12 protein-coding genes are annotated in these 15,479 nt (G+C 63.1%); 4 read left to right on the top strand and 8 right to left on the bottom strand.

Annotated elements, in window-relative coordinates; all coding sequences use genetic code 11:
• Positions 1 to 495: 495 nt before the first annotated feature.
• Both FJ967_RS17250 and FJ967_RS17255 read right to left on the bottom strand, forming a co-directional pair.
• On the bottom strand, positions 496 to 1,869 hold the full coding sequence (locus tag FJ967_RS17250) for a PleD family two-component system response regulator (protein WP_140733020.1): 1,374 nt from the start codon (positions 1,867 to 1,869) through the stop codon (positions 496 to 498).
• 33 nt (positions 1,870 to 1,902) lie between these two features.
• Complete coding sequence (locus tag FJ967_RS17255; protein ID WP_280110242.1) at positions 1,903 to 2,259, bottom strand: response regulator; 357 nt, start codon at positions 2,257 to 2,259, stop codon at positions 1,903 to 1,905.
• A 262-nt stretch (positions 2,260 to 2,521) separates the two neighbouring features.
• Between FJ967_RS17255 and FJ967_RS17260 the strand changes: the two genes are divergently transcribed.
• Together FJ967_RS17260 and FJ967_RS17265 are read left to right on the top strand one after the other, a co-directional pair.
• Complete coding sequence (locus FJ967_RS17260; RefSeq protein WP_140733021.1) at positions 2,522 to 2,821, top strand: DUF3572 domain-containing protein; 300 nt, start codon at positions 2,522 to 2,524, stop codon at positions 2,819 to 2,821.
• On the top strand, positions 2,818 to 3,480 hold the full coding sequence (locus tag FJ967_RS17265) for a hypothetical protein (protein WP_140733022.1): 663 nt from the start codon (positions 2,818 to 2,820) through the stop codon (positions 3,478 to 3,480). The genes FJ967_RS17260 and FJ967_RS17265 overlap by 4 nt, the downstream gene beginning before the upstream one ends.
• Positions 3,481 to 3,523: 43 nt before the next feature.
• Here FJ967_RS17265 and FJ967_RS17270 read toward each other — a convergent pair whose 3' ends face one another.
• Together FJ967_RS17270 and FJ967_RS17275 are read right to left on the bottom strand one after the other, a co-directional pair.
• Complete coding sequence (locus tag FJ967_RS17270; protein WP_246675295.1) at positions 3,524 to 5,140, bottom strand: hypothetical protein; 1,617 nt, start codon at positions 5,138 to 5,140, stop codon at positions 3,524 to 3,526.
• Positions 5,141 to 5,233: 93 nt separating this feature from the next.
• Positions 5,234 to 5,821, bottom strand: a complete 588-nt coding sequence (locus tag FJ967_RS17275; protein ID WP_140733024.1) for a GNAT family N-acetyltransferase — start codon at positions 5,819 to 5,821, stop codon at positions 5,234 to 5,236.
• A gap of 65 nt (positions 5,822 to 5,886) precedes the next feature.
• On the opposite strand from FJ967_RS17275, the gene FJ967_RS17280 reads away from it, so the two are divergent.
• Positions 5,887 to 7,215 carry a DNA polymerase IV gene (locus tag FJ967_RS17280; RefSeq protein WP_140733025.1) on the top strand — a complete coding sequence of 443 codons (1,329 nt, stop codon included), beginning with the start codon at positions 5,887 to 5,889 and terminating at the stop codon, positions 7,213 to 7,215.
• 2 nt (positions 7,216 to 7,217) lie between these two features.
• Here FJ967_RS17280 and FJ967_RS17285 read toward each other — a convergent pair whose 3' ends face one another.
• Complete coding sequence (locus FJ967_RS17285) at positions 7,218 to 7,724, bottom strand: hypothetical protein (protein ID WP_140733026.1); 507 nt, start codon at positions 7,722 to 7,724, stop codon at positions 7,218 to 7,220.
• A 246-nt stretch (positions 7,725 to 7,970) separates the two neighbouring features.
• Between FJ967_RS17285 and FJ967_RS17290 the strand changes: the two genes are divergently transcribed.
• Entirely contained in the window at positions 7,971 to 8,852 is an 882-nt protein-coding gene (locus FJ967_RS17290; RefSeq protein WP_140733027.1) for a DMT family transporter, read from the top strand.
• A gap of 6 nt (positions 8,853 to 8,858) precedes the next feature.
• Here the strand turns inward: FJ967_RS17290 and FJ967_RS17295 are convergent, their stop codons facing one another.
• The 3 genes from FJ967_RS17295 to FJ967_RS17305 all read right to left on the bottom strand — a co-directional run bounded on the left by FJ967_RS17295 (position 8,859) and on the right by FJ967_RS17305 (position 15,374).
• Positions 8,859 to 9,662, bottom strand: coding sequence for a potassium channel family protein (locus FJ967_RS17295; RefSeq protein ID WP_140733028.1), 804 nt, complete (start codon positions 9,660 to 9,662; stop codon positions 8,859 to 8,861).
• Positions 9,663 to 9,726: 64 nt separating this feature from the next.
• Positions 9,727 to 13,254, bottom strand: coding sequence for a DNA polymerase III subunit alpha (gene dnaE, locus FJ967_RS17300; RefSeq protein ID WP_140733029.1), 3,528 nt, complete (start codon positions 13,252 to 13,254; stop codon positions 9,727 to 9,729).
• Positions 13,255 to 13,361: 107 nt separating this feature from the next.
• The gene (locus FJ967_RS17305; protein WP_140733030.1) at positions 13,362 to 15,374 is read right to left on the bottom strand and encodes an acetyl/propionyl/methylcrotonyl-CoA carboxylase subunit alpha; all 2,013 of its coding nucleotides are present in this window, start codon (positions 15,372 to 15,374) and stop codon (positions 13,362 to 13,364) included.
• Between the last annotated feature and the right edge of the window lie 105 nt (positions 15,375 to 15,479).

Raw genomic sequence — 15,479 nt, forward strand, 5'->3', positions numbered from 1 at the left:
CCAGGTCTTGCCGCAAGACCCTTGTGCGCCATATGTATGTAGTGGAAGGGGTAGCGTTTTCCCCTGGCCTCCATGACCGTCTGCAAGAGCAGCTGTCAGGCAAAGCACGGAGGGCCATCGGTCAGAGACGCAGAACCGGCCGCCCATCGCGATTTTCAACGCATAAAAAGCCCCTGAACTTCAGGGCTTGGCACGGAGCCTTGATGTCATTTGAGACAAAGGGGGCCGGTCGGCGTTTGGCAGCGGTACGAGGAGGCCACTATGTGCCAGCGCCGGCCGGCCGACCCCACGGACCCAGGAGATGCGGCGGACCTGAGCATGGGGTATTCCCAGGGATCGAGCCGGCTATTTCCCTCGCGCCGGCTTCGTCTTGGCCAGCACATTTGCGCAAGAGCTTATGAAAATCAACAGTTTCTTAACCAAGGCTCGCGAATCGCTTGGATTAAGGTAAATGGGTAACCCTGTTGGGTTGACCCGATAATCCGGCCTGGCCCGTCAGGCCGCCTTGGCGACGACGCGGTTGCGACCGCCGCTCTTGGCTTCGTAGAGCGCCAGATCGGCGCGCTTCATCAGGGCCGCCACCGTGTCCACGCCCTTCAGCACCGACGACACGCCGACGCTGACAGTGACCTCGATGGTTTTGCCGCCGGCGCCGATTTCAAACGGTTTCTGGGCGATTTCGGCACGAATGCGCTCGGCCACCTTCTCGGCCACGGCGCCATCGGTGTCGGGCATGACCACGACGAACTCTTCGCCGCCGAACCGGCAGGCAAGGTCAATGCCACGGACGTTCTTGCGCAGCCGCCGTGCGAATTCGCGCAGCACCTCGTCGCCGCCATCATGACCATGCGCGTCGTTGATCGACTTGAAGCGGTCGAGGTCGGTGATCATCACCGATAGCGGCCGGCGCCGCGCCACGGCGCGATCGAACAACGTCTGCAGATGGCTGTCGAGGTAGCGACGATTGTGCAGCCCGGTCAGGCCATCGGTGACCGCCATCTCGATGGTCTGGGTGACGCTGGCGCGCAGTTGGTCGTTGTAGCGTTTGCGCCGCACCTGGGTGCGCAGCCGCGCAGTCAGTTCCTGCTGGTCGATCGGCCGCATCAGATAGTCGTTGATACCGAGTTCGAGGCCGCGGATGATGCGCTCTTCCTCGCCTTCCTCCGCCAAAAGAATGATCGGCACGAAACGGGTGCGGTCGAGCGAGCGCAATTGCGAGCACAGCCTGAGCGGATCGAAATCGGCGAAGGCCGTCGAGATCATCACGCATTCATAGGGTGTTTCGGCGGCCTGGAAGAACCCGGCATGCGGATCGCCGGTGACGTCGAGGTCCGCCCGGTCGCGCAGCATCTTCTGAATGCGCTCGACCGACGATTTGCGTTCGTCGATCAGAAGCACTTTCGGCGTCGTGTCCTCGGAGGCGAAATTACGGCTCAAAAGTTCCTCGATGCCGATGTTGCGCGTTGTCGAGGCGCGCAACCGCAGTTCGTCGGTCAGCGACTTCAGGCGGACCAGGCTCTTGACGCGCGTCATCAGTTGCAGGTCGTTGACCGGCTTGGTGAGGAAGTCGTCCGCGCCGGCCTCGAGCCCGCGCACGCGATCGGAAACCTGGTCGAGCGCGGTGATCATGACCACTGGAATGTGTGACGTCGCCGGATCGCTCTTCAGCCGCCGGCAGACCTCGAACCCGTCCATTTCGGGCATCATCACGTCGAGAAGCACGACATCGACCTTGCCGTTCTCGCAGGTCTCGATCGCATCGAGCCCGTTGTTGGCGGTCAGCACCTCGAAATATTCGGCCAGCAGGCGAACTTCCAGCAGCCTCACATTGGCAGGGATGTCGTCGACGACGAGGATCCGCGCGGTCATCTCACAAGGCTCCGGCTCGGCTGGAAGGGTGCATCAGGCATCGCCCAGATAGGATTTGATGGTTTCGATGAAGCGCGGCACCGAGATCGGCTTCGAAATATAGGCTTCGCAGCCGCCCTGGCGGATACGTTCCTCATCGCCTTTCATCGCGAAGGCTGTGACGGCAATGACCGGGATGACGTGCAAATCGTCGTCCTCCTTCAGCCATTTGGTCACTTCCAGTCCCGACACTTCGGGCAGTTGGATGTCCATCAGGATGAGGTCCGGCCGGTGCTGGCGCGCCAGGTCGAGCGCCTCCAGACCGTTGCGGGTGCGCACCGTCTCGTAGCCGCTTGCTTCGATGAGGTCCCGAAAGAGCTTCATATTGAGCTCATTGTCCTCGACGATCATGACCTTCTTAGGCATCCACATCCCGTCCCGGCCGTCCTCCGCCCGGAGGTGGCCGTCATGCGCTCCTTGCTTGAACGCACCAAACCCAGCTTCACTATACGGCAATATGATTGACGAAACGGAAACCCGCTGCCTGCAAAGCAGCACGAAGTCCGCCTCGCCTCCCGGCGCGTCCAAAAGGCGCGCCACACGCTAATGGCTTGCCGCAAGCAACTCTTGCCATTACTGCGGGAGAGACTCATTCCACACACCGAAGGTAGTGATGGCAAACGCAGCGTCAATGCGCGAAGAGGCCGAAACCATTGCCGTGAAGGCATTGGGCTTCGTTGCCGCCGATCCCGAGCTTCTACCGCGCTTTCTGGCGATCACGGGAATAGAGGCGCATTCGATCCGCCGGGCGGCCGGCGAGCCGGGTTTCCTGGCCGGCGTCCTGCAGTTCATTCTCGCCCACGAGCCGACCTTGCTGCGCTTTGCCGAGGAAACCGGCACCCCGCCGGCGGCTGTCGGCAAGGCGTTGCGCGCCTTGCCGCTTGGCGACGACAATCACGAGCGTTCCACATGAGCGACGATCCCGAAACCGCACGCCAGATCGAGGAACTGGCGGCTGACGACCGGCCGCTGCTGGTGCTCGATGTCGACGATGTGGTGCTCGAATTCATCCGACCCTTCCCGCATTTCCTCAAGGCGCGCGGCTATGGTCTGACGCTGGCTTCCTTCCGGCTGACCGGCAACATTGCCGAGACTGCCAGCGGCCGCCTCATCGAACAACCCGAAGTCACGGCACTGCTGGGCGATTTCTTCGACGCGCAAGCCGATTGGCAAAGCATCACCGACGGCGCGGCGGAAGCTCTGACGGGACTTGGAGGTCGCGCGGAAATCATATTGCTGACAGCGATGCCGCACAGGCATCGAGCGGTGCGCAGGGCGCATCTCGACGCCCTCGGGCTCGCTTATCCGCTGCTGACCACGGAGATGGCCAAGGGGCCGGCGGTGGCCAGACTGCGCGGCAAGAGCGGCAGGCCGCTGGTCTTCGTCGACGACCAGCCGGCCAATCTGGCGTCGGTGCGGGGCTCGGTAGCCGACGCAACTCTTTTCCATCTGATGGCCGACAATTCGCTGCGCGCGTTCCTGCCGCCGGTCGCGGACGATGTCGTGGTCGTCCAGGATTGGCAGGAAGCCGCGCCGAAGATCGCGAACGCACTGGGTCTCCAGGCGCGTTAATCCAAAGGGAAGCGCTGTGCGCCTCCCGCCCGCGGGCTGAACCTCAAGGGTTCAGCTTCGCCCCTGCCCCGCCATTGTCGCCGCCGCCATTATCGCTGCCGCTGTCGGCGCCGCCGTTGTTGCTGCCTTCGTTGGCGCTGCCGCCATTGTCGACGCCGCCATTATCGACACCATTGTCATTGCCCGCGCCGTCGCCATCGTCGACGCTGTCATCCACCGCCGGATCCGCGGGCTTCAGCATGACGCCATTGACGGTCACCGAGCCGTCGGCCTTGGTGTTGATGACCCATTCCAGCTTGCCGTCCGGCAGCGTCTTGGCAAAACCCTTTGCCATCAGGGCGACAGGCACGTACTGCCCGACCTCCGGCTCCGCCTTCGCCGCTTCCTGCAGATGCGCCATGATCTTGTCGAAGCCGGCCACATCGACGGTGAGATTGGCGTCGGGTTTCTGGCCAAAGCTTGTCATGTCGCCTTCCAGCGCGATCTCCATGTCCTTGTTCTTGATCGTGCTGTGGCCAATGACGACCTTCGGGGTCTTGGCCAGGAAGTCGGCCTTGAGCTGGTCGCCGAACTCGGCCGACAGCGGCGGATCCTGATTGAGGTCAAAGGCAGCGATCGCCTTCTTCGCCATGCTGTCGAGATCGATGTTGGCGCCGCCGAAATTCAGGTCGATATCGGCGGGCAGAAGCGCCACGCTCCAGCTCGGCAAGAGCTGCTGCGGCACGGTCAGCCCCGATGCCTTGATGCCGTAGTTGATCTTGCCGTCCTGGGCGACGCCATCGGACCCGAACGCGGTGCTGAGTTGCGTAGCTCCGAACGTGCCGATCGGGCTGTCGACGGCGAAATCCTTGAAGCCGTAGGTTCCGTCTATACGTTCCCAAATCGGAAGTGCTGCAAGCAGAAGCGCCTTGAGCTGCGCCTGGTTTGCCTTCAGCGTCTTCTCGTCTTCATTGGCCACGGCAAACGCCAGGAGATCGAGCAGCGGCCTGGTCTGCACGCCCTTGCCGCTGGCCTCCACCGACAGTTCCGGTGACTTCACGGTAATCGGAAAATTCAGCCCGCTGTCGGGATCATTGAATTTTATCGCTTCGACGAAGTTCGAAATCTTCTGCGAGGTCGTGAAATCGACGCCGCCATTAGCCGCCTTCGTCGCCGACAGGGTCGCGGTGGCGGCACCGGCGGTCACATCCATCTTTTGCTTGGCGTCCTGCGACGACATCGTCATCCCGGCCATCGAGCTGGTGGCGCTGGTGAAGGCCGCCAGCTTGGGGTCGTAGACGCCGTTGCCCTTGCCGTCCTTGATCGAGAACTGCGTGCTCTGCTTTCCCTCGGGCCCGTTGAACTCAAACGAGGCGCTCTGGGAAAAATCCATCGACACATCCCAGGATCCGTCGCTGCGCGGCTTGACCAGCAGGGCGTAGGGCGCAATGTCGAACTTCAACAATTTCTGGTCGGGAAAGCTGCTGGCCAAAGCCTTGAAATCAAACACGATCTTGTAGGCGTCGCCTTCCGCCGAAACCTTCAGAATGCCCTTGTCGAGCGCCTGTTTGCCGACATAGCGGGACAGATCCTGCGACAATTGCTTCGCGCCCTGGCTGTCGACGGTCTGGCCGAAAGCGGGCGCACTGAGCAGAAGCGCCGTAAAGGCAAGTGGCAACATACGGTTCACGGGAATTCTCCGTTCGCTCGAGAGGCAAAAATCGTTTCGTACCTCTGGTAGGGAAATACCATCACAACTGCAAGACGATGACGGTCAGGCAACAGGCTTCAGCACCAGCCGCATCAGCGGCCGGCCGGCCTTGCGCTCGACCAGTCTCTCGAACCCGGCCTTCTCGAAGACCCCCGACGAGCCGACGAACAGGCCGATCGAACGCGAATCGCGGGACAGGTCGATGGGGCAGGCCTCGACAAGCCGCGCGCCGTTGCCGCGGGCGAAATCGATGCCGCCTTCGACGAGGCGGTGCGTGATCCCCCGGCCACGCGCCTTGGCCCGAATGAAAAAGCACGAGATCGCCCAAACGGCAGGATCGGAAGCGTCGGCGACATCGATCGGCGCCGAGCCCCTGCCCTTGTTGTTCCATTCGGGTACTTCGGCGCGTGGACCGATCTGCATCCAGCCAACCGCCTTGCCGTCCTCCATGGCCAGCAGCCCGGGCGGCGGGCCGGCGTCGATGCGTGCCTTGATGTGGTCCTTGTTGCGTTCACGGCTGCTCTCGCGCCGCGCAGCCGGCGTCAGCCGAAAATGCGTGCACCAGCAGCCGTAACAGGCGCCCTGCTTGCCGAAAAGGTCCTCGAATTCAGGCCAGAGATCTGGCGCCAGAGGCACTATGGTCGTGCTCATGCGTTCTCCCCAGGCGAAGCTTGTCGCTGGCCTTACACTGTCGTACCATTGCGTTTGTTCTCTTTATGTTCGCAGCGATGGCGGCTCCTGTCAACAATCCCGATCACGGTTTTTGCCGTGACTGCCTGACGTTTCAGCGCGGTGAAACGCGCCGCTGCGAACGCTGCGGCAGCCCTCGCCTTGTCCGCCACCCCGAGCTTTACCGGTTGCATCTGGCCCATATCGATTGCGATGCCTTCTACGCGGCCATCGAAAAGCGCGACAACCCGTCGCTCAAGGACAAGCCCTTGATCATCGGCGGCGGCAAGCGCGGGGTCGTCTCCACTGCCTGCTATATAGCGCGCATTCGCGGCGTGCGCTCCGCCATGCCGATGTTCAAGGCCCTCGAAGCCTGCCCCGAGGCGGTCGTGATCGCGCCCAACATGGAAAAATACGTGGCCGTCGGCCGTGAGGTGCGGGCCATGATGCAGGCGTTGACGCCGCTGGTCGAGCCGCTGTCGATCGACGAGGCCTTTCTCGACCTCGCCGGCACCGAGCGCCTGCACGGCCTGCCGCCGGCGGTTGTGCTGGCGCGCTTCGCGCTCGCGGTGGAGAAGGAGATCGGCATCACCGTCTCGGCCGGCCTGTCCTATTGCAAGTTCCTCGCCAAGGTCGCGTCGGACTTCCGCAAGCCGCGCGGGTTTTCCGTCATTGGCGAGGCCGAAGCGATCGGCTTTCTGGCACCACAGCCGGTGACCATGATCTGGGGGGTCGGCAAAGCCTTCAACGCCACGCTCGAACAGGATGGCATCCGCACCATCGGCCAACTCCAGAAGATGGAGCGCGGCGACCTGATGCGCCGCTACGGCGTGATGGGCGAGCGGCTCTACCGGCTTTCTCGCGGTGAGGACGTCCGCCGTGTGGACCCTGACCAGGACGCCAAGAGCGTGTCGGCCGAAACCACTTTCGAAACCGACATCGCGTCGTTGGACGAACTTGTCTCGGTGCTGCGGGGCCTTTCGGAAAAGGTCTCGGCGCGGCTGAAGAAGTCAGGCATTGCGGGACGCACCGTGGTGTTGAAGCTGAAGACCCAGGATTTCAAGCTGCGCACCCGCAACCGCCAGCTCGGCGACCCGACAAGGCTCGCCGACCGCATCTTTTCGACCGGTGTCGACCTTCTTCGCAAGGAAACCGACGGGACGAAATACCGGCTGCTCGGCATCGGCGTCAGCGACCTTTCCGACGACGACAAGGCCGACCCACCCGATCTGGTCGATGTCCAGTCGCGCAAGCGCGCCATGGCCGAAGGGGCGATCGATGCGCTGCGCGACAAGTTCGGCCGCAAGGCTGTCGAAACCGGCTACACCTTCGGCAGGGGTCGTGACGCCCACCCGCCGGAGCCGATCGAGGACTGAATTCAGCTGCGCTGCAGGTCGATCCGGCTCGTCACCACGCTCTTGCCGGTTTTCGGATCGGTATCGATGACCGTCAGCCGCATGCCGTTCGCCCCGCGCTTTTCGACCCTCATCTGCGCGGCCCGGTCGCCATTGACGTCCTTGGCCCAGCGGATGCCGAGGTTGATGGCATTGCCCGAGCGGCTGCCATTCAACTGCGCCGGCCCGGTACGCGATCCAACATAGGTGCCGCTATATTTCGCACCCCTGGCCTTCAGGTCCGCGCTGATGGCACGCGTAACCACGACCAGGCCGCGGCAATTGCCGTCGAGCGACAACGAGGTCGACGTCGCGTTCGACTTGAACGTGCATGACACGTTCACCGTCGGCGCATCGGTGGTTACCTTGACGATGCCCTTGCCGGAGAAATTGCCCTTGAACGAATTCAGGAACTGGGCCTCATCGGCGTGGGCCACCCCTGCCGCAATCGACAAACCGCCGGCCAGCGCAAGTTGCGCGAATGCTCTCATCGAAGCTCTCCCTCTGTGACTGGCGGAAAGACGCCCAGCTTGCCGAACAAAGCCGACCATTCCAACTCAACGCCCTTTGCAGTCTCGGGTTCCTTGTGTGGCATGGCTGTTCTGTCACCCCACCGCCACGACTGCCCCGGAAGAATACCTCGCCCAGAAAAATACCTCGCCCAGAAAAATACCTGGCCCAGAAGAATACAAGGACTAGAGATTGCTCCTGCAATCGCGTCCTGCGACATAGCTGGCATGGCACCAACTCCTTCGATCCCCAAGGCCGCTTTCTGGATGGCGCTGTCGATCACCTCGTTTCTGGCGATGTCTGTCGCCGGCCGCGCCACGACGGCCGAACTCAACGTCTTCCAGGTGCTGGAACTGCGTTCGGTGATCGGGTTCTTCATTCTGTTGCCGCTGGTGATGGCGACAGGCGGGCTTGCCGCGATGCGCACGCAGCGGCCGCTGGCCCATATCGTGCGCAATGTCGTCCACTACAGCGGCCAGGCCGCCTGGCTCTACGCGTTGACACTCATTCCACTGGCGGTGCTGATCTCGATCGAGTTCACCACGCCGATCTGGACGGCGATCCTGGCGGTGACTTTTCTCGGTGAAAGGCTGAGCCGGCCACGGCTCGCGGCGATCGCGCTTGGGCTGATCGGCGTCGTCGTCATCGTGCGCCCGGGCGTCGGCTCGGCGGATGTCGGCCACCTGGTCGTGCTGGGCGCGGCGGTCTGCTTCGGCGTCTCTCTGGTGCTGGTCAAGTCGCTGACACGCACGGACAGCGTCACGCGGATCATCTTCTGGATGCTGATCATCCAGTCCGTGATCGGCCTCGTTCCGGCCCTCTACGAGTGGCGCAATCCTTCTCTTGCGCTGTGGCCGTGGATCATCCTGATCGGTTTCTCAGGCATGTCGTCGCATTTCTGCCTGGCCCGCGCCCTGGCCTATGCCGACGCGACCGTGATCTCGCCGATGGATTTCCTGCGCGTGCCGCTGTCTGCACTGATCGGCTGGCTGCTCTATCAGGAGCAGATCGACGCCTTCACGGCTGGCGGCGCGTTGCTGATCCTGATGGGCAATCTGCTCAACCTGCAGCGCCGGCAGCCAAAGCCGGCCGAAGCCGCGGTGTCCTAGCGCCTCTCAATCGCCGCTATCGGGGATGTTGAGCACGTGGCCGCACGCCTTGCAGTGCACGGCATCCGGCTCGTGCCGCTGCAACCCGCATTGGGGACAGGGAAAGAACACTTTCGCCGGCCGGAATATCGCCTGCGCCAGCCGCACGAACAGCGATATGCCGATGATCATGGTGACGATCGCCGTCAGCTTGCCGGCAATGCCCGGCAGCACGATGTCGCCGAAGCCCGTCGTCGTCACGGTCGCGACGGTGAAATAAAGCGCATCGATGTAGTTTTCCAGCCCGGCGCCGTTGCGAAAGAAGAACGTGTAGACGAAGCCGGTGATGACGAAGAGAAAAGTCAACAGGTTGATGACCGCGTTGCTTGCGTCGCGCCAGGGTCTGAGGCCACGCATCTCGAAATGCCGCCAGATCGAACCGCTGCGCGACAGCGACCACAGCCGCAGAATGCGCAGAAAGCCTAGATTGGCGAGAGCCGTCGGCATCAGCAGCGTCAGAAGAATGAAAGCATCCACCCAGAAGGTCGGTTGCTTCATCAGCCGCAGCATGTCGTTGGAAGCCAGCAGCCTGGCAACCAGGTCGGCGGCGACCAGGGCCGCCACGGCATAATCCAGCCACAGGAACGAGCCCGACTGCTGAATGATTGGCGTGGCGATGAAGAAGGCGATGATGGCGAGGTCGATGATGACAGCCACCAATTGAAACCGGAAGGCAGCCGACGAGCGCCCGTGGTAGAGCCGGCGCAGCGTATCGCGCAGCCGCGCCATCGCGGTGAAATCCTGCAGGGCCTTGTCCCGGGCGCCTTTCATGCGGATCGCGACGGCGTGAACAGCCGCCGCTTTTCCACGGATGGGCAACCGGCAACCACCCCGGTCACACCAGTTCCACTTCAACCACGCCCGGCACGGCGCGCATCGCCGAGGCGATCTGCGGCGATATCCGATAGCCGCCCTGCAGGGCGATCTCCACCTCGCCCTGCGCCTCTTCCTTGATCACGATGATGCTCACCTGGCTCTCGCCACGCTGGGTAAGCTGCGATTGGATCATCGAAGCAGGACCGTCGTTCCTGACGAAGATGCGCAACGCCTTCTGGATGCGGCTTGCCTCATCCTCCAGCGACTGCACGGAATTGATGCGCAGATTGACACCCTCGGGTCGGTCCTCCGCGGCGACTGTGATGACAACCGAACGACCAGCCTCGAGAAGATCGCGGTACTGGGCCAGTCCTTCTGAAAACAGCACGGCCTCGTACTGGCCGGAGGTGTCTGAAAAGGCCACAACGCCCATCTTGTTGCCGGTGCGCGTCTTGCGCTCCTGCTTGCTGGTAACGGTGCCGGCAAGCCGGCCGGCGGAAGCGCCACGCTTGACGGCGGCAGAGAACTCCGCCCAGTTCTGCACCCGCATCTTTTGCAGCGCCGCCTTGTACTCATCGAGCGGATGGGCCGAGAGATAGAAGCCGACGACCTGGAATTCGCGGTGCAGCCGGTCGGCGGAGAGCCACGGATCGGTCGCCGGCAGATTGAGCGCCTGCGATTGGGCGCCCAGCGAAGCGCCGAAAATATCGGCCTGGCCAGAAACGGCATTCTGCTGGGCGAGCGACGCCAGGCCCATCATGCGCTCTACGCCAGCCATCATCTGGGCGCGATCATGGCCGAAGCAGTCGAGCGCGCCGGCCATGATCAGGCTTTCGAAAACCCGCTTGCCAACGATCTTCGGGTCGACCCTCTCGCAGAAATCCGCCAGGCTCTTGAACGGCTTTTCGCCGCGCACCGCCACGATGTGCTCCACCGCCGCGTCGCCGACGCCCTTGAGCGCGGCCATCGAGTAATAAATGCGGTTGTCGCCGACCTCGAAGGGGCGGAAGCTGGTCATCACCGACGGCGCCAGCACCTCGATGCCGAGGCGCAGCGCATCTTGCCGAAAGTCGGCGAGCTTGTCGGTGTTGCCCATGTCGAGCGTCATCGACGCCGCCAGGAATTCGACCGGATAATGCGCCTTGAGATAGGCGGTCTGGTAGGAGACGACGGCGTAGGCGGCCGCGTGCGACTTGTTGAAACCATAGTCGGCGAACTTGGCCAGCAGGTCGAAAATGAAGTCGGCTTGCGGCTTGGCGACGCCGCGCTCGACCGCACCCGAAACAAAGCGTTCGCGCTGCTTGTCCATCTCGGCGCGGATCTTCTTGCCCATGGCGCGGCGCAGCAGGTCGGCCTCGCCGAGCGAATAGCCCGACAGCTCCTGCGCGATCTGCATGACCTGTTCCTGGTAGACGATGACGCCTTGCGTCTCCTTCACCAGATGATCGATCTTGGGGTGGATGGAGGCCATCTCCTCCTCGCCATGCTTTCTGGCGTTGTAGGTCGGGATGTTCTCCATCGGACCCGGGCGGTAGAGCGCCACCAGCGCGATGATGTCCTCGATGCAGTCGGGCCGCATGCCGATCAGCGCCTTGCGCATGCCCGCACTTTCCACCTGGAACACGCCGACCACCTCGCCGCGCGACAGCATGGCATAGGTTTCGGGGTCGTCGAGCGGAATCGTGGCGAGGTCGATGTCGATGCCGCGCCGGCGGATCAGCTTCACGGCTGTTTCCAGCACGGTCAGCGTCTTCAGGCCAAGGAAGTCGAACTTCACCAGCCCGGCCTGCTCGACATATTTCATGTTGAACTGGGTGACCGGCATGTCCGAACGCGGATCGCGGTACATCGGCACCAGTTGCGACAGCGGCCGGTCGCCGATGACGATGCCGGCGGCGTGCGTCGAGGCGTGGCGGTAGAGGCCCTCCAGCTTTTGCGCCATGTCGAGCAGCGTCTGGACGATCGGCTCCTTCTCGGCCTCCTCGGCAAAGCGCGGCTCGTTGGCGATGGCATCCGCCAGCTTGACCGGATTGGCCGGGTTCTGCGGCACCATCTTGGACAGCTTGTCGACCTGACCGTAAGGCATCTGCAGCACACGGCCGACGTCGCGCAGCACGGCACGCGCCTGCAGCGTACCGAAGGTGATGATCTGGCCGACCTGGTCGCGGCCGTATTTCTGCTGGACGTAGCGGATCACCTCTTCGCGGCGATCCTGGCAGAAGTCGATGTCGAAGTCGGGCATCGAGACGCGGTCGGGATTGAGAAAGCGCTCGAACAGGAGCGAGAAGCGCAGCGGATCGATGTCGGTGATGGTGGTGGAATAGGCGACCAGCGAACCGGCGCCCGAACCGCGCCCCGGCCCGACCGGAATGCCTTGCGCCTTGGCCCATTTGATGAAGTCGGCAACGATCAGGAAGTAGCCGGGGAATTTCATCTTCTCGATGATGCCCAGCTCGAATTCGAGCCGCTCGCGATATTGCTCGACCGTGTAGCCGGGCGTCGGCCCGTGCAGGGCAAGGCGCGCATCGAGCCCCTCGCGCGCCTGACGGGCGAGCTCGGCGGCTTCCGCCTTTTCGGCGGCGTCCTTGTCGGCATTGTCGCCGCCGGTGAAGCGGGGCAGGATCGGACTGCGGTTTTTCGGATAGTAGGAACAGCGCAGCGCGATCTCGATCGTGTTGTCGATGGCTTCCGGCAGGTCGGCGAACAATTGCGCCATGTCGGCCTGGCTGCGCAGGAAATTGTCAGGCGACAGCCGACGGCGCGTGTCCACGGCAACGACCGAGCCCTCTGCGATGGCGATCAGCGCGTCATGCGCTTCGTACTCGTCGCGCGACGAGAAGAAGGCCTCATTGGTGGCCACAAGCGGCAATTCATGGAGGTAGGCAAGATCGATCGAGGATTTCTCGATCATGCGATCATAGCCCGAAACCCGGTCCAGCTCGACGTAAAGCCGGTCGCCGAACATCGCCTTGAGCGTGAGCAGGCGCGCCTCGGCAAGATCGCGGCGATCTTCCTTCAGGGCTATGCCGATCGGGCCGCGCGGCCCGCCGCTGAGGCAGATCAGGCCGTCGCATTGGCCGTCCATCATCTCGGTGGTCAGGTGCACCGCTTCGCCGGGCGCTGTTTCGAGATAGACGCGGCTGACCAGCCGGACCAGATTGGAATAGCCGGCTTCGGTGGCCGCGATCAGCACCACCGGCCGCATATCCGGGCCCTGCCGGCGGCGATCGCGCTGGCCGTCATTGTTCTCGCCGGAAAAGGCGAGCGCGATCTGGCAGCCGATGATCGGCTGGATGCCGTCCTTCACCGCTTTCTGCGCGAACTCCAGGGCGCCGAACAGATTGTTGGTGTCGGTGACGGCAATGGCCGGCGCTTCGTCCTTCACCGCATGGCCGACGATCTTGCCGAGCTGCAGAGCGCCCTCGAGCAGCGAATAGGCCGAATGCACGCGCAGATGGACGAACGGGCGCGCCGGCACCTCCGGCCGCGCGGCGGCGATCGCTGCTTCGCGCTTCAGGGGATCGCGTGGAAGTCTCTCATCCGCCATGGTTTATCGTGCTGTCCGTAGGGCTTGAGTCGATGGAGATGTATTGTCCGGGACCGGACGATACCAGTCCAGCACAAACGACTGCCAACCACAGGCTTCCAGCGCGCCTAAGCGAATTCCATGATCACGGCATCGACGGCGAGGCTGTCACCGGGCTTGGCGTTGAGCTTCGACACGACGAGGTCACGCTCGGCGCGCAGTACGTTCTCCATCTTCATCGCCTCGACCACCGCCAATGTCTCGCCGGCCTTCACTTCCTGGCCTTCCGCAACGGCGATCGACACGACAAGGCCGGGCATCGGGCAGAGCAGCAGCTTCGAAGTGTCCGGCGCAACCTTTTCCGGCATCAGCCTTTCGAGTTCTGCGGTGCGCGGCAGCATGGCGCGGGCGGTCACCGACATGCCTTTCCAGGCGATGCGGAGGCCATTGGCGACCGGCCGGATCTGTGCGGCGACCCTGCGTTTGCAGACCGTACCGCGCCAGATCAGGTCACCCGGCCGCCAGTCGGACGAGACGGTCAGCGTCTTGCCGCCGTCGATGGACAGGTCGATCTCCATCGGAATGGAAATCATCCCTTCCAGAATGGAGGCCGACAGGTAGTCCTCGCCGATCTTCACCATCCAGTCGCGCTTGAGCGCTCCCGAATGTGGCGCCAGCCGCCCGCCAAGCCGGTCGAGACGGTCGCGGCGCAGCAATTCCACCGCGGTGGCGATCGAGGCCAGCACGGCTTTTTCCTCGCCATTCGGCGCGACGGGCGCGAAGCCGTCGGGATATTCCTCTGATATGAAGCCCGTCGATATCGCCCCTTCCCGCCAGCGCGGATGCTGCATCAGCGCCGCCAGGAACGGGATGTTGTGCTCGATGCCGTCAACGATGAAACCGTCAAGCGCCTCCGACATGGCGTCTATCGCCTCGATCCGCGTCGGCGCCCAGGTGCACAGCTTGGCGAGCATCGGATCATAGAACATCGAAATCTCGGAGCCTTCGGTGACGCCGGTGTCGTTGCGGATGACGATGTCGCCGAAGCGCCCTTCCTGAGGTGGCCGGTAACGTGTCAGCCGGCCGATCGACGGCAGGAAATTGCGATAGGGATCCTCCGCATAGAGCCGGCTTTCCACCGCCCAGCCGTTCAGCTTCACGTCGTTCTGCCTGATGGCAAGCTTCTCGCCGGCTGCAACGCGGATCATCTGCTCGACCAGGTCGATGCCGGTGACGAGCTCCGTCACCGGATGCTCGACCTGCAATCTCGTATTCATTTCAAGAAAATAGAAGTTTTTGTCCTTGTCGACGATGAATTCGACCGTACCGGCGCTCTGGTAGTCGACAGCCCTGGCCAACGCCACGGATTGCTCGCCCATCGCCTTTCTTGTCCCGGCATCGAGAAACGATGACGGCGCCTCTTCGGCGACCTTCTGGTTACGGCGCTGGATCGAGCATTCGCGTTCGCCCAGATAGAGCGCATTGCCATGCGCGTCGGCCAGCACCTGGATTTCGATATGGCGCGGATCGACGACGAATTTTTCGATGAAGACGCGGTCGTCGCCGAAGGAGCTTTTCGCTTCCGAGCGCGCCCGGTCGAAACCATCGCGCACTTCCGACTGATCCCAGGCGATGCGCATGCCCTTGCCGCCGCCGCCGGCCGAGGCCTTGATCATGACGGGATAACCGATCTCGCCGGCTATTCTTTCGGCATGGTCAGCATTCTCGATGACGCCGAGCCAACCCGGAACCGTCGACACTTTGGCGGCGTTGGCAAACTTCTTCGATTCGATCTTGTCGCCCATCGCCTTGATCGCCTTGGGCTTCGGGCCGATGAAGACGATGCCTTCTTTCTCCAGCGCCTCGCAGAAGGCTGCCCGCTCGGACAGGAAGCCATAGCCCGGATGCACGGCCTGGGCGCCCGTCGCCTTGCAGGCGGCAATGATCTTGTCCGGCACGAGATAGCTCTGCGCTGCGGGCGAAGGCCCGATATGCACGGCCTCGTCGGCCATCTCGACATGCACGGCGTCGCGATCGGCGTCGGAATAGACAGCAACCGTGGCAATGCCCATCTTGCGCGCCGTCTTGATGACGCGGCAGGCGATCTCGCCACGGTTGGCGATCAGGATTTTGGTGAACATGCGGGCAGAATTCCCCTCCGGCGGACGGTTCAGTTCTATGGGCTATGTCGCCATGTCTCAAGTGCCGGCGTCGACGACATCGATGCGGCGACTGCCGCCGCGCTA

This window comes from Mesorhizobium sp. B2-3-4 (assembly GCF_006442315.1).
GTDB lineage: Bacteria > Pseudomonadota > Alphaproteobacteria > Rhizobiales > Rhizobiaceae > Mesorhizobium.